Source organism: Caballeronia udeis, assembly GCF_044909315.1.
Classification (GTDB): Bacteria; Pseudomonadota; Gammaproteobacteria; order Burkholderiales; family Burkholderiaceae; genus Caballeronia; species Caballeronia udeis_A.
Genome location: NZ_JBIYEB010000009.1, coordinates 47,077 through 69,232, shown reverse-complemented (window position 1 = coordinate 69,232; position 22,156 = coordinate 47,077). Strand labels below are relative to the sequence as shown.

Annotated in this window: 18 protein-coding genes; 8 read left to right on the top strand and 10 right to left on the bottom strand. The window is 61.1% G+C overall.

Features of this window, described 5'->3' with window-relative positions; all coding sequences use genetic code 11:
- Window positions 1–29: 29 nt before the first annotated feature.
- Window positions 30–1,181 carry an acyltransferase family protein gene (locus tag ABH944_RS16445; RefSeq protein ID WP_404609137.1) on the bottom strand — a complete coding sequence of 384 codons (1,152 nt, stop codon included), beginning with the start codon at window positions 1,179–1,181 and terminating at the stop codon, window positions 30–32.
- 233 nt (window positions 1,182–1,414) lie between these two features.
- Complete coding sequence (locus tag ABH944_RS16440; RefSeq protein WP_404609135.1) at window positions 1,415–2,314, bottom strand: LysR family transcriptional regulator; 900 nt, start codon at window positions 2,312–2,314, stop codon at window positions 1,415–1,417.
- A 210-nt stretch (window positions 2,315–2,524) separates the two neighbouring features.
- On the opposite strand from ABH944_RS16440, the gene ABH944_RS16435 reads away from it, so the two are divergent.
- From ABH944_RS16435 to ABH944_RS16425, 3 genes are all read left to right on the top strand, one after another.
- Window positions 2,525–2,902, top strand: a complete 378-nt coding sequence (locus ABH944_RS16435; RefSeq protein ID WP_404609133.1) for a DUF485 domain-containing protein — start codon at window positions 2,525–2,527, stop codon at window positions 2,900–2,902.
- Complete coding sequence (locus ABH944_RS16430) at window positions 2,892–4,745, top strand: solute symporter family protein (RefSeq protein WP_404609131.1); 1,854 nt, start codon at window positions 2,892–2,894, stop codon at window positions 4,743–4,745. The genes ABH944_RS16435 and ABH944_RS16430 overlap by 11 nt, the downstream gene beginning before the upstream one ends.
- Before the next feature lie 69 nt (window positions 4,746–4,814).
- The gene (locus ABH944_RS16425; protein ID WP_404609129.1) at window positions 4,815–5,861 is read left to right on the top strand and encodes a carbon-nitrogen hydrolase family protein; all 1,047 of its coding nucleotides are present in this window, start codon (window positions 4,815–4,817) and stop codon (window positions 5,859–5,861) included.
- Window positions 5,862–5,864: 3 nt separating this feature from the next.
- Here ABH944_RS16425 and ABH944_RS16420 read toward each other — a convergent pair whose 3' ends face one another.
- Window positions 5,865–6,326, bottom strand: a complete 462-nt coding sequence (locus ABH944_RS16420; protein WP_404609430.1) for a RidA family protein — start codon at window positions 6,324–6,326, stop codon at window positions 5,865–5,867.
- Window positions 6,327–6,421: 95 nt separating this feature from the next.
- Window positions 6,422–7,282: an IclR family transcriptional regulator gene (locus ABH944_RS16415; protein ID WP_404609127.1), complete on the bottom strand. Its 861-nt coding sequence runs from the start codon at window positions 7,280–7,282 to the stop codon at window positions 6,422–6,424.
- Between the two features lie 114 nt (window positions 7,283–7,396).
- Between ABH944_RS16415 and ABH944_RS16410 the strand changes: the two genes are divergently transcribed.
- The 3 genes from ABH944_RS16410 (at window position 7,397) to ABH944_RS16400 (ending at window position 11,319) form a co-directional block, all read left to right on the top strand.
- Entirely contained in the window at window positions 7,397–8,596 is a 1,200-nt protein-coding gene (locus ABH944_RS16410; protein WP_404609125.1) for an aminotransferase class V-fold PLP-dependent enzyme, read from the top strand.
- Window positions 8,597–8,744: 148 nt separating this feature from the next.
- The gene (locus tag ABH944_RS16405) at window positions 8,745–9,860 is read left to right on the top strand and encodes a porin (protein ID WP_404609124.1); all 1,116 of its coding nucleotides are present in this window, start codon (window positions 8,745–8,747) and stop codon (window positions 9,858–9,860) included.
- Between the two features lie 88 nt (window positions 9,861–9,948).
- The gene (locus ABH944_RS16400; RefSeq protein WP_404609122.1) at window positions 9,949–11,319 is read left to right on the top strand and encodes a GntT/GntP/DsdX family permease; all 1,371 of its coding nucleotides are present in this window, start codon (window positions 9,949–9,951) and stop codon (window positions 11,317–11,319) included.
- A 108-nt stretch (window positions 11,320–11,427) separates the two neighbouring features.
- On the opposite strand, the gene ABH944_RS16395 is transcribed toward ABH944_RS16400, so the two are convergent.
- Window positions 11,428–12,141: a response regulator transcription factor gene (locus ABH944_RS16395; protein WP_404609121.1), complete on the bottom strand. Its 714-nt coding sequence runs from the start codon at window positions 12,139–12,141 to the stop codon at window positions 11,428–11,430.
- Window positions 12,142–12,920: 779 nt separating this feature from the next.
- Here ABH944_RS16395 and ABH944_RS16390 point away from each other — a divergent pair.
- Together ABH944_RS16390 and zwf are read left to right on the top strand one after the other, a co-directional pair.
- Complete coding sequence (locus tag ABH944_RS16390; protein WP_404609119.1) at window positions 12,921–14,726, top strand: GGDEF domain-containing protein; 1,806 nt, start codon at window positions 12,921–12,923, stop codon at window positions 14,724–14,726.
- A gap of 243 nt (window positions 14,727–14,969) precedes the next feature.
- Entirely contained in the window at window positions 14,970–16,445 is a 1,476-nt protein-coding gene (zwf, locus tag ABH944_RS16385; protein ID WP_404609118.1) for a glucose-6-phosphate dehydrogenase, read from the top strand.
- 52 nt (window positions 16,446–16,497) lie between these two features.
- Here the strand turns inward: zwf and ABH944_RS16380 are convergent, their stop codons facing one another.
- The 5 genes from ABH944_RS16380 to ABH944_RS16360 form a co-directional block, all read right to left on the bottom strand.
- Window positions 16,498–17,853 carry a sensor histidine kinase gene (locus ABH944_RS16380; protein ID WP_404609116.1) on the bottom strand — a complete coding sequence of 452 codons (1,356 nt, stop codon included), beginning with the start codon at window positions 17,851–17,853 and terminating at the stop codon, window positions 16,498–16,500.
- Window positions 17,843–18,520, bottom strand: coding sequence for a response regulator (locus ABH944_RS16375; RefSeq protein WP_404609428.1), 678 nt, complete (start codon window positions 18,518–18,520; stop codon window positions 17,843–17,845). Before ABH944_RS16375 ends, ABH944_RS16380 begins: the two co-directional genes overlap by 11 nt.
- Window positions 18,521–18,662: 142 nt before the next feature.
- A complete protein-coding gene (tcuC, locus tag ABH944_RS16370; protein ID WP_404659421.1) occupies window positions 18,663–19,955 on the bottom strand; it encodes an MFS transporter in 1,293 nt (430 codons plus the stop codon).
- A gap of 115 nt (window positions 19,956–20,070) precedes the next feature.
- The gene (locus tag ABH944_RS16365) at window positions 20,071–21,060 is read right to left on the bottom strand and encodes a quinone oxidoreductase family protein (protein WP_404614260.1); all 990 of its coding nucleotides are present in this window, start codon (window positions 21,058–21,060) and stop codon (window positions 20,071–20,073) included.
- Between the two features lie 56 nt (window positions 21,061–21,116).
- Entirely contained in the window at window positions 21,117–22,133 is a 1,017-nt protein-coding gene (locus tag ABH944_RS16360) for an ABC transporter substrate-binding protein (protein ID WP_404614262.1), read from the bottom strand.
- Window positions 22,134–22,156: the final 23 nt, after the last annotated feature.

Here is a 22,156-nt window from a genome sequence, read left to right as displayed (position 1 = left end):
AAAAACCAAGCGCGCTTGAAGCCTCGGTATCAGGACGTCTGGTTCGCGCGCGAGGATGCGGTAACGCTTTTCCCCGTCAGGAATTTACCCAGCAGGATCGACGGGCGTTCGACCACGAAATGAGTGATGGCGGCAACGGGAATCACCAGCAGCGCCGCCGTCAGGATCGCCCGCCATGCGGAACCCGAATCCGGCATCAGGTGGATCACTGCAAGCAGAACAACGGTATGGGTCAGATAGAGGCTGTAGGAGATCGCGCCGAGGAATACGACCGGACCCTTGGCCAGTACCCGCGTGAACCCACTCGATGCGATTGCCGTGCAGACAATGCCCGAGGCACCCGCTACGACGCACCAATCGAAGATGTACTGACCGATCGCACCCGACGTAATCGACATCACCGAGCGCGACAGGAAATAGAGCGTGAGCGAAGCCGCGAGGACAAACATCGTCCGGTTGCCCTTCGCGAGCCATCGTTGCCAGCGCGCGCGGTGGCGCGCCAGCGTCGCGCCGACAATGAACATGCCGAGGTAATGCACCGTCATTGCCCAGTCGCCGCTGAAGCTTGGGCTGCTGGTCTCGTCCGCATTTCTCCCCATCGCGAACAGGAAAGACACGACGGAAATGAACAGTGCCGCTGCCAGGCAAGCGCGTGCGGAAAAGCGGCTGGCGCAATACACGACCAACGGCATCATCAATGAAATGCGCATCTCGTAGATCAGCGACCAGATGACGGGAAGTACGCGGTTAGCTTTGTATTGTCCGATAAATAGCAAATGATCCAGTATTTCGCTTCCGGAGAACGACCCGGTCCAGATATCGTTGAACCATGAACCCGCCCACGTGACCGGTTCTATATTGATCAGGGTAATGGCGAAAAAAGCGGCGACCAGCACGGCGAGATAAGGCAGGTAGATCCGGCAAATCCGTCTGATCATATAGTCGCGATATGTCATTCGACGATCCGACGTTAATTGCAGGGTCAGGACAAATCCGCTGAGTATGAAGAAGAGGATGACCGCTTCATGGCCAAGCGCCAGCACACGCATGGGTGACTTGGGTATCCACCAGAGCGGGCCGACCAGTACGAAATGATTAATGACGACCATCAGGGCAGCCATGCCGCGCAATGCATCCAGCTGAGGATAATGGCGGCCGTGAAAAGGGCTTGTTTGATTCATCCGATAAATGCCTCGCAGTCCGAATTAATGGCGAATGACGTGACGCTTAGCTGTCACGCTCTACCAAATTAATTAGTCGGTAAAGGAAACTTTAATGGCTGATTCAATAGACAATTAACGCTGTATAACTTTCTAATACTTTCTTACCTTATTGCCGATGCGCACCGCTCGGGCAGCCGTAATTTTTGCCTGCGTGCTTCAGCGGCCGCGCGTGGGTAACCTGGCCGCCCCGGCTAGACGGGAGACGGATAATCGCGCGCGATGATCTCGCGCAGGAACGCGACCACCGCACGGATGCGCGGCACACGCTGGAGATACTGGCTGCTGCTCAACCAGATCTCGCGACGCACATTCGTATGTCCGGACAGCACTTCCTGCAGCCCGAAACGCTCGGCCCTTGCAAACAGCGGCAGCATCACGATGCCACCACCGGCCGCGGCCGAGAACATCTGCGCAAGCATGCTGCTCGAATAGAAGCCAATGTGCGGATGCGTGATGGCTTCATCCAGCCAGCGCACGGCATCGAGCTGGATCAGGTCGGCGATGTAGCCCACAAACGTGTGCGCCTCGAGATCGGCGAGCGATGACGGCGTCCCCTCGCGCGCCAGATAGTCCGGATGTGCGTACAGGCGCAACTCGAACTCCCCGAGCTTGCGGACATCGAGATTGGTCCCGGAAGGCTGGAAAAAACCCAGGAAGAGATCGGCTTCACGCTGCGAGATGCGCACGTCGTGAGCCGATGTCACCAGTTCCACCGTGAGCCCCGGATTGACGCGCTTCAGGGTGACGAACTGTTCGCTCAAATACAACGACGCGATCCCTTCCATGGTTGCAATACGCACGAGCCCCGTCGGCCCCGGCTCGCCGCTTTCCAGCGCATCGCCCAACGTGAGCACGCTCGCCTCGATTGCCTCCACGTGCGCGAGCATGTCGCGTCCCTGCGTATTGAGCCGGTAACCCAGGCGGTCGCGCTCGAAGATCGGCGTGGCCAATGCATGTTCAAGTGCCGATATACGCCGCCCAACCGTCGAATGATCGATCCCGAGTTGCCGCCCCGCCCTGGACAAATTCCCGGTCCGCGCAACGATCAGAAAGATCCGCAAGTCGTCCCAGCTCAACTGGTTGAAGTTCATTCAGGTTCTCCGTCGGCCATCGTCGGTCGCCGTTGAGCGCTACACAAGACACGCCCGGCGCAGGTTGTGCAATTTTGCACAGGACCGAGATTGTTTTCCAATTCATTACAGAAAACGTCCTTTGTAGACTCCGCTTCAGTTATCCAGCGCGCGGCGACAGTCATTGCAATCATCGCCCGGCGCGTTTTCCATCCTGTGCGGAGACCCTCCATGCAAAGCAATCACGTCGACTGGCTCGCCATGCAGACGAACGAGCAATTCCGCGGCCTCGTGCGGCACCGGCGCAATACGATCGCCGTGCTCGGCCTGGTCGCCGCGCTCTACTACTTCTCGATTCCCGCGCTGATTGCGTGGTTTCCGGGCTTCTTCACGCTCCGCCTCGCGCCGGGAATCAACCTGGGGCTCGTCTTCGCCGTATCGCAATACCCCTTCGGCGGCCTGATCGCCTACGTGTTCCTGCGCCGCACGGCGTCGATTGATCGCCTCGCCGCCGACCTCCTGCAACAGCTCGCGCCCGCAACCGCGGCCGGCTCCGCGGCACCGGCCGCCCCCTCCTTCGATCTCGGGGAACATGCTCATGCGCGCTAAATGCTCAAAAGCGCTCGTGCTGCTGGCCGGGGCCGTCCTCTCGATCAGCGCCCGCGCGGCCACGCAAGCGGGCGCCGTCATCCAACATCGCGCCATCACCTTCGCCGTGTTCGGCCTGGTGATTGCGTCCACGCTTGTCATCACGTACTTCGCGTCGCGCCGAAACCGTACCGCCGGCGATTTTTATACAGCGGGCGGCAATATCGGGCCGGCCAAGAACGGCCTCGCCATCGCGGGCGATTATTTGTCGGCCGCCGCGTTTCTCGGCGCGTCCGGCCTGATTGCGCTGTATGGCTTCGACGGCATGATCTATTTGGTCGGTTTCTTCGCGGCGTTCATCCCGGTGCTGCTGCTGATTGCCGAGCCATGCCGCAACCTGGGCCGGTACACGCTGGGCGACGTGCTCGCCATGCGCAACAGCTTTCGCTCCACCAAGGCCGTGTCCGCCCTCTCCAGCGTGGTGGTGGCGCTGGCGTACATGATTCCGCAAGTGGTTGGGGGCGCCGTGATCGTGCGTGCGCTGGTCGGCATCGACTACACGGTGTCGGTGCTGTGCGTGGGCGCCCTCATGCTGATCTATGTGGCGTGCGGCGGCATGCGCGCCACCACCTGGGTCCAGGTCATCAAGGCGGTGCTGCTGATCGGCGCGTCGTTCATCCTGGTGGTGCTGGCGTGGCTTCCGTTCGGCTTCCATGTGCCCGCCTTCATGCAAGCCATCGTGGCAAGCCCGATGGTCCAGGCGCATGTCGCGCCCATGGTTACGTCGCTGCACGGCGATGCACTCGGCTGGCGTTTCCTCGAGCCGGGACTGTTCCTCACCAAGCCGATCGAGCTGCTGTCGCTTGGACTTGCGCTTGTGCTGGGCACGGCGGCAATGCCGCATATCCTGATGCGCTTTTTCACGGTCAAGGACGCACGGGCCGCGCGGCACTCCGTCATGTGGGCCATGCTCGGTATCGGCGCGTGCCATCTGTTCATCATCGTGATCGGTTTTGCCGCGGCGTATTACGTGGGTGCGCCGTTGATCGCGTCACTCGACAAGGGCGGCAACCTCGCCGCGCCGCTGCTTGCGCAAGCGCTGGTCGGAGGACGCGACAGCGTGGCCGGCGACCTGATGCTGGCGTTCATCGCCGCGGTGGCGTTCGCAACAATCGTGGCCGTGGTCGCGGGCCTCACGCTGGCCGCCGCTTCCGCGCTGGCGCACGACGTCTATGTAGGCGCCATGCGCGGCGGCAATGCGCCCGAGCGCGAGCAGGTGATCGCGGCGCGTATCGCCACGCTGATCGTCGGCCTGATAGCGATTTCCGTCAGCATCATGGCGCGCGGCCAGAACGTCGCGCAACTCGTCGGGCTGGGTTACGCAGTCGCCGCGTCGGCGAACCTGCCCGCACTGGTGCTGACGTTGTACTGGAAACGCTGCACGACGCAGGGCGTGCTGGTGGGCATCGTGGGAGGGACAGTGGCAGCCGTGCTTCTGGTGCTGGTGTCGCCGAACATGACCTATCCGGCGATGGCACGCGACGCCGCCCTGAGCCGCGTCAGCGCGATCGGGCAACGCCTGCCGTCAGTCTCCGATGCCGCGCTACGCAACGCGCTGCTGGCCGAGCAAAAAACCGCACAGGCCGCAGCCGATGCCATTCCCGCCGATGCCTCCAGCATGATCGGGCTCCGTGCTCCGCTCGTAAGCCTGCGCAATCCCGGGATCATTTCGATTCCGATCGGCTTCCTGCTGGTAATCCTGGTGTCCCTCTTCACCCGCGACCGGCGCGCCGAAGCGCGCTGGCCCGAGATGGTCGTGCGGCGCGAGACCGGCTATGGAATCGCCGCGGCCATCGATCATTGATTGCCTGATTGATTCGCTTGACTAAATAATCATCGAACCCTGCTTCGCAACCTGGATGAGCCACCCGTCATGTCCCGCCTTCCCGATGTAAAAGTCGCTGCCATCCATGCAGCGCCCGTTTTCCTCGACCGCACGGCAACCGTCGCCAAGGCTGTCTCGCTGATTCGCGAAGCAAGCCGCCATGGCGCGCAACTGATTGCGTTTCCCGAGTCGTTCATTCCCGCGTTCCCGGTCTGGGCTGCGTTATGGGCGCCTATCGACAACCACGACCTGTTCGAGCGTTTCGCGGCTGAAAGCCTCTACGCCGACGGCCCCGAGATAACCGAGCTCGCGGCGGAGGCGCGTCGCTGCGGCGTGTTTGTATCGATGGGATTCAGCGAACGTTCGCACGCAAGCGTCGGATGTCTCTGGAACTCGAACCTTCTGATCGATGATCGTGGCGCGGTGATCAATCATCATCGCAAGCTCGTGCCGACGTTTTATGAAAAGCTCGTATGGGCGTCGGGAGACGGCGCCGGCCTGCAGGTCGCCGACACGCGCATCGGGCGGATCGGCGGCCTGATCTGCGGCGAGAACACCAATCCGCTTGCGCGCTACACGCTGATTGCGCAAGGCGAGCAGATTCATATCTCGAGCTGGCCGGCGCTGTGGCCGACCCGCCGGCCCGCCGGCGGAGGGAACTTCAATAACGTTGCTGCCAACCGGCTGCGGGCGGGCGCGCACTCGTTCGAGGCGAAGGCATTCGGCATTGTCTGCGCGGGTTTCATGGACGACGATATGCGCGACTTCCTCGTGCGGCGCGATCCCGCAGCCGCCGCCGTGCTCGACGGCTCACCGCGTGCGGCCAGCATGTTCGTCGACCCGACGGGTGCTGCAATAGGAGACACGCTCAGCGACGAAGAAGGTATTGCGTACGCGCATTTCGAGCTGAACCGGTGCATCGAGCCGAAGCAGTTTCACGATGTAGTGGGTTACTACAACCGCTTCGATGTGTTCTCGCTGAACGTGAACCGCATGCGCCATGAGCCGGTTTCATGGACGACACCGTCGCCCGTGCTGACGGAAGAGACCGTGCCCGAAGTTGAAGCGGCATCGACTGAATCGGGCTACCGTTGAATCTCAATCGCGAATAGCGACAATTGCTTCGATCTCCACCGTTATATTCCCCGGCAGCGAACCCACGCCGACAGCGGAACGCGAGTGCCGGCCCGCGTCGCCGAACACATCGACGAAGAGGTCGGAGCAGCCGTTGATCACGCGCGGGTGATCGGCGAAATCCGGCGTTGCATTCACCATGCCGAGCAGCTTCACGACGCGTTTTACCCGGCTTAAATCGCCCAGTTCCACATGCAGGACAGACAACAGGTTAAGACCAACGAGTAACGCATGCGCATACGCTTCTTCTGCGGTGACGTTGTCACCAACCTTCCCCGTCATCAGGCGTCCGGTCTCATCAAGCGGACCTTGCCCCGACAAAAAAAGCAGGTTGCCTTCGCGTGTGCAATGAGTGAAGTTGCCTATGGGGGCGGGCACGTCCTGAAGTTTCAAGCCGCGGGCCTGCAGTCGTTCATAGCAGTTCATCTCAGTCGAAAATCCCATGTTGCGTTGGTTCTCTTTCAAGTGTTGAGGACAAGATTCAAAGACCGGCTTCAAAGACCAGCCAACGCGCGTTGCGCTTAACCGATAGAGTCAGGCGCGCGGCGCTGCCAGCCGAGCCGCGCTTCGATGCGCGCGGCGACAACTTTCAGTTCATCGCCAAAACGTTCGGTACTCTGAAGCGCCTTGGATTCCGGCATCACGATCGAAATGGTGAACACGCAGTCTCCCGACTGATCGAGCACGGGAGCGGCAAGACACGCCACGGACGCATCCGATTCCCCAATCTGGATCGACAGGCGCGCGTCCAGCGCTTCGCGCGCCATTCGCGCGAGCACGTTGGGGCGCGTTTCGGCGCGCGCCGTGGGAGACGGCTTAGCGTACCGCGTGAAATAGGCGATCCGCTCGGCGTCCGGCAGATGCCCCACCAGCAACCGTCCCGACGCAGTCCAGTTGAGCGGCACCCGGCTGCCCACTCGCGAGGTCACGCGAAAATGGCCCGGCCCCTCGGCCATTTGCAACACGACCATCATGCCTTCCTCGAGTCCGCATACCTGGACCGTCTCGCCGACCTGCGCCGACAAGCGGTTCATCTCTTCATGCGCGACAGCCAGATAGTCGAGCGAACTGGCATACGTCAGCCCGTAGCCGTACAGCCGCGAGCCGAGCCAGATTGCGCCCTCGGGCGTGCGCGCCAGCAGGTTCTTCTCCACCAGGTCATTGATGATCGAATAGACCGTCGACAGCGGCGCACCGACCAGACGCGCGATTTCATACGCGGTGGCAGGACGGTTGGTGTCCTGCAACGCGTCGAGAATCTGCACCGCCCGGTCGATCGCGCTGGTGCGCGTGCGCGACGGGGGCGGCGACACGGGCGTATCCGGCACCGGCTGCTCGGCGGGCGGCGGTTCCTGCATGGCTTGACGGGGCTTGGCGGCCATCGCGCTCCTGGAGACTGATTGTTTTTGTACAGTTTGACGCAAGCGCATCGTATGATAATCTAATACACAATTACAACATACATTCCATAATAAAGGAATATCAGGAGCCGCACGATGGATATTTATTCCCGATTTGGTCTACGCCCGGTGGTCAATGGTTCGGGCACCATGACGAGCCTGGGTGCGTCCATCGTGGCGGCGCCGGTCATTGAAACAATGGCCGCGATCCTGCCTCGGTTCGTCGAGATCGACGACTTGCAACGCAAGGCGTCGGCCGTGATTGCGCAAGTTTGCGGCAGCGAAAGCGGCTATGTCACCGCGTCCTGTTCGGCCGCGATCACGCTCGGCATTGCCGCGACCATGACCGGCGACGATCCGGGGCTGATCGAGCGTTTACCCGATACCACCGGACTGCGCAACGAGGTCGTCGTGCAAACGGGCCATCTTGTCAATTATGGCGCACCCGTCGACCAGGCCATCCGGCTCGCGGGCGCTCGCGTTGTGCCGGTGGGAGCGGCCACGGAGTCGCACGGTTACCAGCTAGCGGCTGCAATCAACGAGCGCACTACCGCCGCGCTGTATGTGGTCTCGCATCACACGGTCCAGTTCGGACTGGTCCACGTGGAAGAATTCATCGCCATTGCGCATGCGAAGGGTGTCCCCGTGATAGTCGATGCGGCTTCCGAATATGACCTCACGCGTTTCATTGCAGCGGGCGCTGATCTCGTGCTGTATTCGGCGCACAAGTTCCTGGGCGGTCCGACCGCCGGTATTGTGGCCGGCAAGAAAACGCTGGTACGTGCCGCCTATTTCCAGAATGGCGGCATTGGCCGTGGCATGAAAGTGGGCAAGGAAGGCATTGCCGGCGCGATTGCCGCGCTCGAGCAATGGCAGCAGCGCGACCATGCGGCGGTCCGCGCCGTTGAGCGCGGTTATCTCGAGTTGTGGCGTGAAGCGCTGAACACCCGCCCCGGCGTGCGCGCGGAGATCGATCCCGATCCGACCGGCAATCCGCTCGACCGCCTGAAGCTGTCCATCGATCCACGCGAGGCGCGTATCAGCGCCTGGGACCTGGCCGACGCCCTCGCCCATCCGCCGGCAGGCAGCGTGCCGGTGATCGTCCGCGATCATGAAGCCGAACTGAATTTCTTCTTCATCGACCCGTGCAATCTGCATCCCGGCCAGGAGCATAGCGTGCTTGAACGCCTGCTTGATGAACTCGAGCGCGCGCAGCACGTGCCGCTTCCGCTGGTCACCCCGTTTTTCCAGCGTGACGCGCGGCGTGGCGCCGGCCGCCGCAACTGGCCTGACTGAGTAGCCTGACTGAACCTGATTTTCCAGTATGACCGATACGCCGGATTTCCCCGGCGTCGCTTTGCCATGTACGTTTAGTAATCCTTATTCCATCGAAGACAACAAAAATTCATCGATGGACGCCCTTCTTTCGACCAGAGGAAACCAGATGCATAAGCAGATCCTACGCACGGCCGTGGCCGTCGCCGTGACTGGAAGCGTTGCGCAAGCCGCTTTCGCCCAAAGCAGCGTGACGCTCTACGGTATTGTGGATGCCGGCTTCACGTACACCAACAATCAAAAAGGCAATAGCTCCTATCAGGCGACTCAGGGCAATGTGCAAGGGTCGCGCTGGGGCTTGCTGGGCAGCGAGGATCTGGGCGGCGGCAACAAGGCCCTGTTCAAGCTGGAAAACGGTTTCAGCCTGGAATCGGGCGCGTCAGGCCAGGGCGGACGCATGTTCGGCCGCAGCGCATGGGTGGGATTGAGCAACGACCGCGCGGGTACGATCACGCTCGGCCGTCAGTACAACAGCGTGCAGGACTATCTCTCGAACCTGCAGATCAACGGCGTGGGCGCAATGAGCCAGTACGGCAACGCGATCTACGACAACGACGACATCAACAACACCTACCGCACCAACAACGCCGTCAAGTACACCACGCCGACGTTCTCGGGCTTCACCGCCAACGCCATGTACGCGTTCTCGAACACAGCCGGCGACTTCTCGAACAACCGCGCGTGGAGCGTGGGCGCGGATTATGCCGCGGGTCCGGTGCGCCTGGACGCGGCCTACTCGCTGGTCGATCACCCGGCGTCGAACACGACGGGCGCGGCGCCCTCCGACAACTACTACAGCACCAGCTCGTCGATCATCAGCAACGTCGTGCGCAATCAGGTCTGGGGCGCAGGCGGTGCCTACACGTTCGGGCCGGCCACGGTCGCCCTGCTGTACACGAACTCGCAATTCGAACTCCTGACCGGCGGCAGCCTGCGTTTTGCGAACTACGAAGCAAGCGTGCGATATCAGTTCACGCCCACCACGCTGCTCTCGCTCGGCTACATCTACACGAGCCAGAACAGCAGTTCGGCAACCGCCTCGAATGCTCACTACAACCAGCTCGCACTCGGCGGCGAGTATTTCCTGTCGAAGACCACCGACGTCTATCTGAACGGCATTTACCAGCGCTCGTCCGGTGCCAAGGCATGGGTTGAAGGGGTCTCGAATCCGTCCGGCAACAACGGCCAGTTCGTCACCGTCGCCGGCATTCGACACAAGTTCTAACCAGGTAAGCCGGACCCGTTGAAGCCCTGCGCGGCTCGACGGTCCGGCTTTTTCGACCGGTTTTTCCGACCGCTATTTTGGAGCCTCCATGGCGACTGTCCAGGGAAGTCTGTTACTCGTCTACGCGCTGGTCGCGATCATCGCGCTGGTCGTGCTGATTGCGCGATTCAAGCTCAATCCGTTCATCACGCTGATGGTGGTGTCTGTCGCGCTCGCGCTCGCCGTCGGCATGCCGATGACCTCCATTCTCAAGTCATTCGAGACCGGCGTGGGCGGAACGCTCGGGCATATTGCGATCGTCGTCGGGCTCGGTACGATGCTCGGCAAGATGATGGCCGAATCCGGCGGAGCTGAACGGATCGCGCAAACGCTCATCGGCTTGTTCGGCCCGAAGAATGTGCATTGGGCAATGATGTGCATCGCGTTCCTCGTCGGCCTGCCGGTATTTTTCGAGGTCGGCTTCGTGCTGCTGATTCCGATTGCGTTCAACGTCGCGCAGCGTACCGGCACGTCGATGATCCGCGTCGGCATTCCGATGGTCGCGGGACTCTCGGTCGTGCACGGCCTGATTCCGCCGCACCCCGCCGCGTTGCTGGCGGTGACCGCCTATAACGCCGACATTGGCCACACGATTTTCTACGCGTTGATTGTCGGTATTCCCACGGCGATTATCGCGGGACCGCTGTTCTCGAAGCTGATCGCGAAGTTCGTCGTGCTCGAGGGTGTCAACCCGATGGCGCAGCAATTTATCGAGCAGGATGCCGCACGCGCCACGCAGAAACTGCCCAGCTTCGGTATCACGCTGCTGACGGTCCTGTTGCCGGTGCTGCTGATGCTCGTGGGTAGCTGGGCTGACCTGATCGTGCCGGCGAAGTCAACGGCCAACGACGTGCTGCGCCTGATCGGGCATCCTGACATGGCGTTGCTGCTTGCCGTGCTGTTGAGTTTCTACACGTTCGGCTCGGCGCGCGGCTTCGGTCGAGAATCGATCCTCAAGTTCACGAACGAGTGCCTCGCGCCCACCGCCAGCATCACCCTGGTCGTGGGCGCCGGAGCGGGTTTCGGGCGCATCCTGATCGATAGCGGCGCGTCCAAGGCGATTGTCGATGTAGCCACCGGCGCGCATGTGCCGCTGCTGATTCTTGCGTGGCTGGTCGCCGGCCTGATTCGCGTAGCGACGGGATCGGCGACTGTTGCCATGGCCACGGCTGCGGGAATTATCGCGCCGATTGCAGCGGCTGCCGCCTCCACCGCAACCGGCGTGCGTCCCGAACTGCTCGTGCTCGCGACGGGTGCGGGATCGCTGATCCTCTCGCATGTGAACGACGGCGGTTTCTGGCTGGTCAAGGAGTACTTCGGCATGACCGTGACGCAGACGTTCAAGACCTGGACTGTCTGCGAGACGATTATTTCGGTGACGGCACTGGCGTTCACCCTCGGGCTCTCGATGGTGATCTGAAGCGGCGCGGCAGGTCGATAAAACGCTTGCCGCCTGCTTCAATGACGCTGCAGATCCGGCGCGTGCGCGTTGGCGCGCCGACGCTGCCGCACCGGAACGGTGATGACGTCATGCGCCGAGTTGATAACCCTTGTTGCGGATCGTATGAAACAACGGCTCCTCACCTTCGGTATCTATCTTCTTTCGCAGCCGGCGGATATGAACGTCGATCAGGTTGGTGCCCGGATCGAAACGGTATCCCCACACGGCCTCGAAAATCATGGGCCGGCTCAGGACACAATGGCTCTGCTCCATCATGTAGAGCAGCAGCCGGTATTCGGCCGGGCTCAGGTCTATGACCACGCCCGAGCGCGTGACCTGCCTGCTCGAACGGTCGACTTCGAGCGTGCCGACCCGGAGCAGCGTGCCGCTTGACGCGTGGCTCGCGTCCTGACGCCGGATCATGACTTCAAGACGGACCACCAGTTCGTCCGGGTGATAGGGTTTCGTCAGATAGTCGTCACCGCCCGTGCGCAGGCCGCGCACTTTTTCATCGACATCCGACAACGCGCTGATCATCAGGACGGGCAGCTCGATCTCGGCTTCCCTCAGCAAACGGACCACCATGATTCCGTCCGCGTCGGACAGCTTGCGGTCAAGCGTCATGGCGTCGTACGCCATGGCAAGCGCTGTGCGCAGCGCCTCGCGCCCGGTCGTGACGAGATCGACCTCAAAGCCGTGTTCACGCAGCGTTTCAGCAATCTCCCCAGCAGTGCCGGGATCGTTCCCGACCGTCAGGATGCGCCGCTGCCTCGCGGCCCCACTCGCAATGTTGCTAGCCAATTGTTTTGCTCGTTATAGGTTCGAAGATCTCCCACTATTTTAACGAATCAATAATAGGCTGACGATGAAAATTCCCTCACAAACAATTCGCTAATTGCACCAACCCTCACTGCGCGTTACGACTCGCCAAAGTGGTTAAATCAATTTAAATTGTTGGATATTTTACCCGCAAATAAGTTCATCACAATTGCCAATTCCGAAATAATCGCTCTTGATTCATCTATATTTCTGTCACACGGATATTCCTCTATTTCTCAATAGCGATAGACTTGAATCTACATAATAGAAATGATGGGATCCTGCCCCGTGACGCCCAGTCAGGGCCAATGCATGCAGATAGTGAAAATTCTCCGATCCCAATTCACCCGGATATAACCCGGTCTCCCGCAGCAGCGGTAACCTGTGAGTCATACAAACGCATGACGAAGAAGCAGACAGGACAACGCGTTGCCAGGGCAGCTCACCGGATGACCATTAAACCCTCCAACCCTCCGTTGCCTTATGCACGCCTCCATTCCATATCGATTATCAGATAAATATCTATTCATGAGAAATTCAACATGAAGATTTAAAACAGGCAATACCGGTTTTTACAAGCAGCAAATTGGCGACGGCCTGCACATTTCGTGTCAGAAGATTCGCAACGCATCGAACAGAATGCAGGCCGGAACTGCGGAGCGCCCCGCAACCCCGCACCTGCCCGGTGCTCAAAGTCATTAAAAGTTCATTGAACTCGTCCAGTGTCGCGCCGTTAAGCCAATGAGTTCAACGGGATTCCCATGCAATTCTCCACCCTCCATGTCACACACAGCGCGCCATTGACAGTCGACGCGTTGATTGCCGACCGTGCGTTGTGGGCGGTGTTCCAGCCTATCGTGCACCTTGCCGATGGAGAGATTGCGGGGCATGAAGGGCTCATCCGCGGTCCGGCGGACACCGCGCTCGAGACGCCGCGCGGCTTGTTCGCACAGGCTCACGAGGAAGGCTCGGCTCACCGTCTGGAGGTAGCCGCGGCACGGGTGTGCTGCGAGTCCTTTGCGCGCCTCGACGGCGTCGGCCGGCTGTTCATCAACGCAAGCGCCGCGGTAATAGAAGCAAGTGTCGCCGAGGACGACGGCCTTGCCAATCTGCTCGGCGCAAGCGCGCTTGCGCCTGAGCGCGTCGTGATTGAACTGACCGAGCAAAGCGTCATTGCCGACCTCGACCGTTTCGACGCGACGGTTCGCGCGTTGCGCACCAGCGGCGCCGCATTCGCGCTGGACGACTACGGCAGCGCGAATGCGAACATGAATCTCTGGGTACGCTTAGCACCCGGCTACGTGAAGATCGACCGTTTTTTCATCGACAACATCGCGCTCGATCCGCTGAAATTCGAAGCCGTCAAAGCAATGGCCGCGTTTGCAAGAGCCAGCGGCGCCGAGCTGATTGCGGAAGGCATCGAGCGGCCGGCCGACCTGGGAATCGTCCGCGATCTCGGCATTACGTATGGACAAGGGTTCTTGCTGGGCCGCCCGATGGCACTGCCCAGTCAGGCATTGGCCGCGCCCATACAGCACTTGCTGCGCTCGTCCCGCATCACCGTCTATCCCTCGCATACCCATACGCACCGCGAGTCCCGCGCGAGCGGATTCGAACTCGACCGGATGCTGATTCTCGCGCCCTCGTTGCCGATGGATGCATGCAACGACCACGTGGTCGACCTGTTCAACGCAGCGCCGGACTTGCATGCGGTGGCGATTATCGACGACGGGCGGCCGGTCGCGCTCATCAACCGCCGCGCCTTCATGGACCAGTACGCGCTGCCCTACCACCGCGAGCTGTTCGGCAAGCGGCCCTGCCTGCAGTTCGCCAATCCGGCGCCGCTGGTGGTCGAGCGTTATGCCACGCTGGACCAGGTCGCGCATATGCTCGCCAACGACGATCTGCGTTATCTCTCCGACGGTCTCATCATCACCGACTCAGGCCGTTACGTGGGCCTCGCCACCGGCGAGCGGCTGGTGCGCGCCGTGACGGAGATCCGGCTGGAAGCGGCGCGTTATGCCAATCCGCTGACGTTTCTTCCCGGCAACGTGCCGATCAATTCGCATGTCGAGCGGCTGATCGACAACGGTGTCGACTTCGTTGCGTGTTACGTCGATCTCGACGACTTCAAGCCATTCAACGACTACTACGGTTATTGGCAAGGCGACGAAGTACTCAAGGCGGCCGCCGCGGCGCTACGCTCGGTCTGCGATCCGGCGGGCGATTTCCTCGGCCATATTGGCGGTGACGACTTCCTGGTGTTGTTTCAAAGTGCGGACTGGCGCAGCCGCAGCCTCCAGGCCATTGACCGCTTCGGTGAAGACGTCAAACGGTTTTACTCATCCGAAGACCGGCTCGCAGGCGGCATCCATAGCGAAGACCGGAGCAGGCGCCGGCAGTTCTTCGGCTTCGTCACCATGTCCATTGGCGCAGTCAGGGTGGCGGCCGGAACGGCGCGCATCAGCGAGGAAATAGGCGCAGTCGCGGCTGTCGCCAAGCGTCGCGTCAAGAAGGAAAAGACCGGAATCGTCACGATCGATTTCGCGCATCAGCGGTCTGTCTGATCGTTCGGCACGCAGCGCCCGCCGCATTGCTTACACTACAGTTACATGCACGCCGCTGCATCGCTTCCCGACCGGTCGGACGTTTTTTCTCCCGTATCCCGATGATCCCGATTGGCGCAGCCGCTCGTCACGCGTGAACTATGCTCGTTTAAAGCGTAACTGGTATAACGACATACTTAGCGTCGTAAATGGCCCGCTCCGCGGAGCGCAATTCTGACTGCAAACTCGCGATCCTTACGCACCATGACCACTCAAACACCTTCAGCCGCGCCCGATCTTCCTGTTGACATGATCATCTTCGGCGGTGCCGGCGACCTGTCCGCACGCAAGCTCCTGCCGGCGCTCTACATGGCGCATTTGCATTGCAACCTGCCCGCGCAAACACGCATCATCGCGATCGGCCGGCGCGACTGGTCGCGCGAGCAATACGTGCAATTTGTGGAAGAGCAATCGAAACCCTTCGTCGACAAGAAGGCGCTCGATCCGCAATCCTGGGACAGTTTCCTGGCGCTCTTCGACTACGTGCGCATCAACATTGATTCGGCAAGCGACTATCTGCGGCTGACGGAAATTGCGCGCAGGGACGTATGCCGCGTGTTTTATCTCGCGACAGCGCCGGACCTGTTCACGACCATCTGCGACAACCTCTCGGCGGCCGACCTGGTCGACAGCAACTCGCGTGTGGTGCTGGAAAAGCCGCTGGGGCATGATCTCGCGTCGGCACAGGCGATCAACGCTTCTGTCGGCCGCCATTTCGCCGAAGCGCAGATCTATCGGATCGACCATTACCTCGGCAAGGAAACGGTGCAGAACCTGATGGTGCTGCGTTTCGGCAATGCGATCTTCGGACCGCTATGGCAAGCACCGTACATCAAGAGCGTGCAGATCACCGTGGCTGAAACGGTGGGCGTGGGCAGCCGTGCCGGCTTCTACGACCAGACCGGCGCGTTGCGCGACATGGTGCAGAACCACCTGCTGCAACTGCTGTGCATCGTGGCCATGGAACCGCCCGTGTCGCTCGATCCCGATGCCGTACGCGATGAAAAGCTCAAGGTGCTGCGTTCGCTGCGCAAGATGACGGTCTCCGATATCGCGCGCGATACCGTGCGTGGCCAGTACAGTCCGGGCGCCATCGACGGCGAGCCGGTCAAGGGTTACATGGAAGAGGACAACGTGCCGGGCGACAGCCGTGCCGAGACCTTCGTCGCCATCCGTGCGCATATCAACAACTGGCGTTGGGCGAACGTGCCGTTCTTCCTGCGCACCGGCAAGCGCTTGCAGAAGAAGCAATCGGAGATCGTGATCGACTTCGCCGACCTGCCGTTCTCGATCATTCCCAGCGGGCCGCGCAACTATGGCAACCGGCTGGTCATCCAGTTGCAACCGGAAGAATCGATCCAGTTGCAGATGCTCGCGAAAGAGCCCGGCAGCGGCATGCACATGCTGCCTGTGAACCTGAATCTGGATCTGCAGCAAGCATTCAGCGAACGCCGCGCGGAAGCGTATGAGCGGCTGTTGATCGATGTGATGCGCGGCCGCCTGACGCACTTCATGCGCCGCGATGAACTCGAAGCTGCATGGGCGTGGGTCGAACCGATTTTGGACGGCTGGAAGGAATTGAACGACCGTCCGCGTGGTTATACGGCGGGCACGTTCGGACCGGCCGCCTCTTCAGCGCTGATGGCGCGGGAGAACATGGCGTGGGCCGAAGAAGCCTGACGCGGGTCACTCGCACCGGTCCGCCGGTGCGAGTGAAACGAAGTCCATCGTTCTAAACTGAAAACCGGACTTCGGCTGCAAGACCCTTGCCACCGGGTCCGTCGTCAAGACTGATGCTTGCCCGGTGCGCCCGCACGATCTCCCTCACAATCGCAAGGCCCAGGCCGCTGCCCTCTTCTCCCGATGCCCTGAAGAACGGCTCGAACACGCGGTCGCGGACATCGGCTGGAATACCGGGACCGTCGTCGGTGACGGCAAGGACAATCGTCTTGTCGCGCCGCTCGATCAACAACGTCACGTGACCTGACGCGGGCGTGTACCGGATAGCGTTATCGACCAGGTTGAAGACCAGCACCGACAATAAACGCGCGTTCCCTAAAACGATCGCGTCGTCGGCAAGCTGCGCAGCCAGCTCGATCCCGCGACGCTGCGCCAGCAGCGCCAGCTCTTCAATCACGGTGGTTGCGACCTCGCGCAAATCGACACGTTCGCCTTCGAAATGGCTGTAATCGGCGGTCTCGGCTTGCGCGAGCAAGAGCAACTGGTTGGTCAGCGACACCAGCGCCCCATTGCTCTTGTGCATGGCTGACAGGGTCTCTTTGACCGTGGCGAGATCGTCGTGCCGACGCGCGTATTGCAGTTGTGCACCGAGCAAGGTCAGCGGTGTTCTCAACTGATGCGCGGCATGTGCAATGAAACGCCGCTGCATGGCGGTCTGCCGCTCGATCCTCGCAATGCACTGATTGATTGCATCCACGATGGGCCGCAACTCGCTCTGAAGATGCTCCGAGCGCAACGGCACGAGTTCGTTCGGCGCGCGGTCGCGCACGTCGTTGGTCAGCGCCATCAGATGCCGCAATTCGAACGTCAGGCCGACACACACCAGCACGATCGCAATCGCAATGATCTCCGCGAAATGCAGCAGTTGCGGCCGCCATAACTCGGTCGCCAATGCATCGCGCTCCAGTTCCGTGCGGCCCACCGAAACAAGGATGCGCTTGCTTTCGCCGGAGTCGTACATCGGCCGGATGATGGAGACCGCGCGCACCGGCTGACCGTCGATCTCGGTGTCGTACCAGCCGGGCGAACTCGGCGGCTCGACCTGCTCAAGGTCCGACGTGCCCGCAATCGCCGGCCCGTCGATCACGCGGATACGAAAAAATACCCGGTCGCCATAGGGCGAACTCAGGATCTCGATGGCGCTCGGCGAAATGTCCGCATGCAGGAAACTGTCGTCCCATTTGACGTCGCCGGCCATCACGCGGGCGGACGCAAGCAGCGCATTGTCCTGGATCAGGCTCGCGGTTCTCTGCGCGCCTTCACGCGCCATGTAACCCGCGGCAAGCACATAGACAGTCAGCGGCAGCAACAACCACAACAGAAGCCGTAGCCGCAGGCTATTCGTCATCGCTGCTGGCCTGCAACAGATAACCCAGGCCTCTGAGCGTAATGATGGTGGCGGTGCTTTTCTCGAGCTTCTTGCGCAGCCGTGAGACGTATATCTCGATAGCGTCTTCGCTCGTGTGGGTGCTCGAACTGCCGAGCGAATCGGCCAGCATCGGCTTGGAGACCGTCTTCTTGGCCTTGAGGATCAAGGTCTCGAGCACGGCATGCTCTCGCGGTGTCAGGCTCAGCACGTCGCCCGCCACCGAAAACTGCCGCCGGTCGATATCGTAGGAAAGATCGCCGCAGCGCGTACTGTTCGAGCGCGAGGGCAACTGACGCCGCACCAGTACCTTGACCCGCGCGACCAGTTCGCGCGCGTCGAACGGCTTCACGACGTAGTCGTCCGCGCCGGCGCTCAGGCAAATCACCTTTTCATCCACGGAACCGCTTGCGGTCAGGATCAGCACGGGTGTGTCGTCGCCCCGTTCTCTCAGCCGCCGCAACACACCCTTGCCGGACAAGTTCGGCAAGTTGAGATCGAGCAGCACGACGTCGTAGCGCGTGGTGCGCAGGAACCGGTCGGCCGCGTCGCCGTCGCTGACGCGATCGAGCACAAAACCATCGTCTTCCAGAATCTTAGCGAGCCAGTGAGCCAGTTGCTCATTGTCCTCGACCAGCAGTAGCTTCATCACGTTCACCGCGTTATGCGTGGGCATTGTCCGCCAGCCCGGCATGCGCATGATTCGAACGAGCCTCACGCCACGCCGGGCCACGGCCCTCAGGCGAAGTGTATATCGCTCGGGGCGTGGCCATGCTGTTTGGCGCCACCCGTCAAGCGGTCTTGTACTGGCTGCGAGCTTCCGTGGATCGATACAGGATGAGTGTTGCGATCAATCCGCAGACCGCGGCAACAGCCATCCACGCACCTGGCGCCGCCTTGTTGCCGGTCACATGAATCAGGTACGTGGAGATAGCCGGCGTGAAGCCGCCGATCGTCGTCGCCAGGCTATACGCCAGCGAAAAGCCTGTCGTCCGTACTTCGACCGGCATGACTTCGGTGAGCGCGACAACCATTGCGCCGTTGTAGCTGCCGTACAGGAACGAGAGCCACAGTTCCACGCCGAGCAAGCGCAGGAACGACGGATCGGCAACCAGCCACTGCACGGCCGGATACGACGTGAGGATGGTCAGGACCGTGAAGAACAGCAGTACCGGACGGCGTCCGACGCGGTCGGAAATCGCGCCGGAAAGCGGCAGCCATACAAGATTGGACAAGCCGATGAACACCGTCACCACCAGCGCATCAATGGAGGAAAGCTTCAGCACTTCTTTACCGAAGGTCGGCGTGTAGGCCGTGATCATGTAGAACGACACGGTGGTCATGATGACCATGCCCATACCGGCAAGCACGACGCCCCAGTTCGAGAGCATCGACTTCATGATCTCGCCCATCTCCGGACGGTGTTTGCGGGCAAGGAACTCCTCAGTTTCCTGCAGCGAACGGCGAATGATGAACAGGAACGGCACGATCAGGCAGCCGATGATGAACGGCACGCGCCATCCCCACGACGTCATCTGGTCAGGCGGCAGGATGCGGCTCATGCCCACGCCGATCAGCGCAGCGAACACCACGGCCACTTGCTGGCTGCCGGATTGCCACGAACAGTAGAAGCCCTTGTTGCCCTTGGTCGCGATTTCGGAGAGATACACCGAGACGCCGCCGAGTTCCACCCCGGCCGAGAAGCCTTGCAGCAGACGCCCGAGCAACACGATGATCGGCGCGAGCACGCCGATAGTCGCGTAGCCCGGAATCACCGCAACCAGCAAGGTGCCGATAGCCATCATGGTCAGCGTGAGGATCAGGCCCTTGCGCCTTCCGTGATGATCGATGTATGCACCAAGCACGATTGCACCGATCGGCCGCATCAGGAAACCGGCGCCGAACACGGACAGCGCCAGCATCAGCGATGCAAATTCGTTACCGCTCGGGAAGTAGGTCTTGGCAATGGCCGAGGCGTAATAGCCATAGACCATGAAGTCGTACATTTCGAGGAAATTGCCGCTGACAACCCGAAATACCGACTTGAATTTCGAATCGTTTGCGGACATAGCGTGTGAGGACATGAACTTGACCTTCTCAAAAGATGCGGTGTGGCGGCGCACGATGGCGACAACAGTCACTGCATTCGACAACAATTGACAACGACCGGCGCGACTGCGCCGGACGCATTGATGGTACCTATCCAATCATCAATACCGACTTGCCCAACTGGCGCCGCTCCTCAAGCTCGGCATGCGCCTCCTCGACGTTATCGAGCGTATAGCGGGCGCTGATGGCGATGCTCAGCGAACCACGGCCAAGCGCCGCAAACACGTCGTCTGCGCGGCGCTGCACGGTTTCCTGGTCAGCGAGATGGTCGGCCAGTCGCGGACGCGTCAGGAACAGCGAGCCGCTTTCGCCCAGTTCAATGGGATCGAGGTCGTCCAATGAACCCGACACCGATCCATAGTTGACGACCAGCCCGCGCACACGCGTGGCGCGGAAACTGTCACGCAGCGTCGTGCGGCCCACCGCGTCATACACCACATCCACGCCCCGGCCGCCGGTCGCTTGCCGTACACGATCAGCAAAGCGGCCATCGTCGTAAAGCATCACGTGATCCGCACCGAGCTTGCGAGCGATGTCCGCCTTCTGCTCGCTGCTGGTGGTGGCAAACACCGTCGCGCCGCGACGCTTGGCAAACTGCACCAGCAACTGGCCGATACCGCCGGACGCTGCATGGATCAGGCAGGTGGTGCCGGCGCCGACACGGCCGACATCGTCGATCAGGTAATGGGCGGTCGACCCCTGGAAGATCGCGGCAGCGGCGAGATCATAGGGAATCGAATCCGGAATTCGTGCCAGCCGTGCAGCCGGCACGACTGCATACTCAGCGTAAGCGCCCCACGAAATACACCACGCCACCCGCTCCCCCGGTTCGAACGATGTGACACCCGCACCGGTTTCAACCACATCACCGGAGCCTTCCATGCCAAGCGTACAGGGAATTCTCACTGGGTACGTCCGCGAGACCTTGTATTTCCCCTGGCGCGTGTGGATGTCCATGAAGTTGACACCGGCGCACCTGACCTTAACCAGCACCTCTCCATACCCTGGTTGAGGAACTTCGATATCCTCATGAATCAGGACTTCGGGTCCGCCGTGCTGTTCTATGCGTATCGCTTTCATTGCATCGCTTCGAATAGAGGGAAATGAGCCGCCGGTTCCACGTCATTGTTTCCGCGTTACTGAGGGCCTGTCTGTACGCGGTCCACGAACTCGTTCGTATAGGTCCTCGACAGATCGATATGGCGTGGATCGATCGACGGGTTGGCCAGCGTGAGCACCTTCAGCACCGCAGCAGGCGTACCGTCCGGCATGCGCCCATCCTTCGTAAACATCGGCATGGAGGACTTCAGCGCGCTGATATAAAGCGCCTTGTCCGGGCCGTAAAAATCGCGTGGCACCTTGGCCGTTATCTCTTCCGCGCTATGGCTCGCGATGAACGCAAGCGAGCGCACCATCGCGCGTACAACTTTCTGCGCCTCATCGGGATGCTTGTTGACCCAGCTTCGCTCAGCGTAGAAACAGGGGCCGACGTACGGGCCGCCCAACGCCGCCACCGTGCCCGCGGTGCTACGCATGTCCACCAGCACTTTCGCACCGCCGCTCGCCAGCAGCCGGCTCGCGCCCGGTTCCTCGATCATCCCGGCGTCGATACGGCCCTGATCCATCGCCGCAAAAAAACTCTCGTCGGAACCGACCGGCAACACCGAATATTCCTTCGGCGACAACCCGGCGCGGGCGGCAAGATAGTGAGTCAGGAAGTTCGTCGACGATCCCAGTCCCGTCACGCCCAGCGTCTTGCCTTTCGCGTCGGCCATGGAGTTGAAACCCGCCGAGGATTTCTTCGAGACCAGTTCGACCAGCCCCGCGCTCTTGCTGAACACGACCAGCGCTTCGACATCCTTGCCGCGGCTCTGGAGGTCGATGGTGTGATCGTAGAAACCCACCGCACCCTGGATCGCGCCGGCGAGCAGTTCCGTCGCGGTATCGACGCCGGCCGGTTGCGACAGGATCTCGAATTCGAGCCCTTCGTCCTTGAAATAACCGAGTTGCGAAGCAAGGATCAAAGGCAGATAGACGATCTTGGACGTTCCTCCCGCCATCAGCGTCAGCTTTTCCGCCCTGGCAGGCGCCGCACCACACAACAGCGCAGCCAGCGTGCAAACGAGCGTGAAAAAGCGGGTGGAAAACTGCATCGGGCAACGTCTCCTTCTATCCG

Excerpts from the sequence above, each read along its gene's own strand:
- ABH944_RS16435 (WP_404609133.1), top strand. The coding sequence starts at position 2,525 with ATGCAAAGCAATCACGTCGACTGGCTCGCCATGCAGACGAACGAGCAA.
- ABH944_RS16440 (WP_404609135.1), bottom strand. The coding sequence starts at position 2,314 with ATGAACTTCAACCAGTTGAGCTGGGACGACTTGCGGATCTTTCTGATC.
- ABH944_RS16360 (WP_404614262.1), bottom strand. The coding sequence starts at position 22,133 with ATGCAGTTTTCCACCCGCTTTTTCACGCTCGTTTGCACGCTGGCTGCG.
- ABH944_RS16430 (WP_404609131.1), top strand. The coding sequence starts at position 2,892 with ATGCGCGCTAAATGCTCAAAAGCGCTCGTGCTGCTGGCCGGGGCCGTC.
- ABH944_RS16415 (WP_404609127.1), bottom strand. The coding sequence starts at position 7,282 with ATGGCCGCCAAGCCCCGTCAAGCCATGCAGGAACCGCCGCCCGCCGAG.
- ABH944_RS16410 (WP_404609125.1), top strand. The coding sequence starts at position 7,397 with ATGGATATTTATTCCCGATTTGGTCTACGCCCGGTGGTCAATGGTTCG.
- ABH944_RS16380 (WP_404609116.1), bottom strand. The coding sequence starts at position 17,853 with ATGACGAATAGCCTGCGGCTACGGCTTCTGTTGTGGTTGTTGCTGCCG.
- ABH944_RS16365 (WP_404614260.1), bottom strand. The coding sequence starts at position 21,060 with ATGAAAGCGATACGCATAGAACAGCACGGCGGACCCGAAGTCCTGATT.
- ABH944_RS16445 (WP_404609137.1), bottom strand. The coding sequence starts at position 1,181 with ATGAATCAAACAAGCCCTTTTCACGGCCGCCATTATCCTCAGCTGGAT.
- ABH944_RS16405 (WP_404609124.1), top strand. The coding sequence starts at position 8,745 with ATGCATAAGCAGATCCTACGCACGGCCGTGGCCGTCGCCGTGACTGGA.
- ABH944_RS16425 (WP_404609129.1), top strand. The coding sequence starts at position 4,815 with ATGTCCCGCCTTCCCGATGTAAAAGTCGCTGCCATCCATGCAGCGCCC.
- ABH944_RS16420 (WP_404609430.1), bottom strand. The coding sequence starts at position 6,326 with ATGAACTGCTATGAACGACTGCAGGCCCGCGGCTTGAAACTTCAGGAC.
- ABH944_RS16390 (WP_404609119.1), top strand. The coding sequence starts at position 12,921 with ATGCAATTCTCCACCCTCCATGTCACACACAGCGCGCCATTGACAGTC.
- ABH944_RS16375 (WP_404609428.1), bottom strand. The coding sequence starts at position 18,520 with ATGAAGCTACTGCTGGTCGAGGACAATGAGCAACTGGCTCACTGGCTC.
- ABH944_RS16400 (WP_404609122.1), top strand. The coding sequence starts at position 9,949 with ATGGCGACTGTCCAGGGAAGTCTGTTACTCGTCTACGCGCTGGTCGCG.
- tcuC (WP_404659421.1), bottom strand. The coding sequence starts at position 19,955 with ATGTCCTCACACGCTATGTCCGCAAACGATTCGAAATTCAAGTCGGTA.
- zwf (WP_404609118.1), top strand. The coding sequence starts at position 14,970 with ATGACCACTCAAACACCTTCAGCCGCGCCCGATCTTCCTGTTGACATG.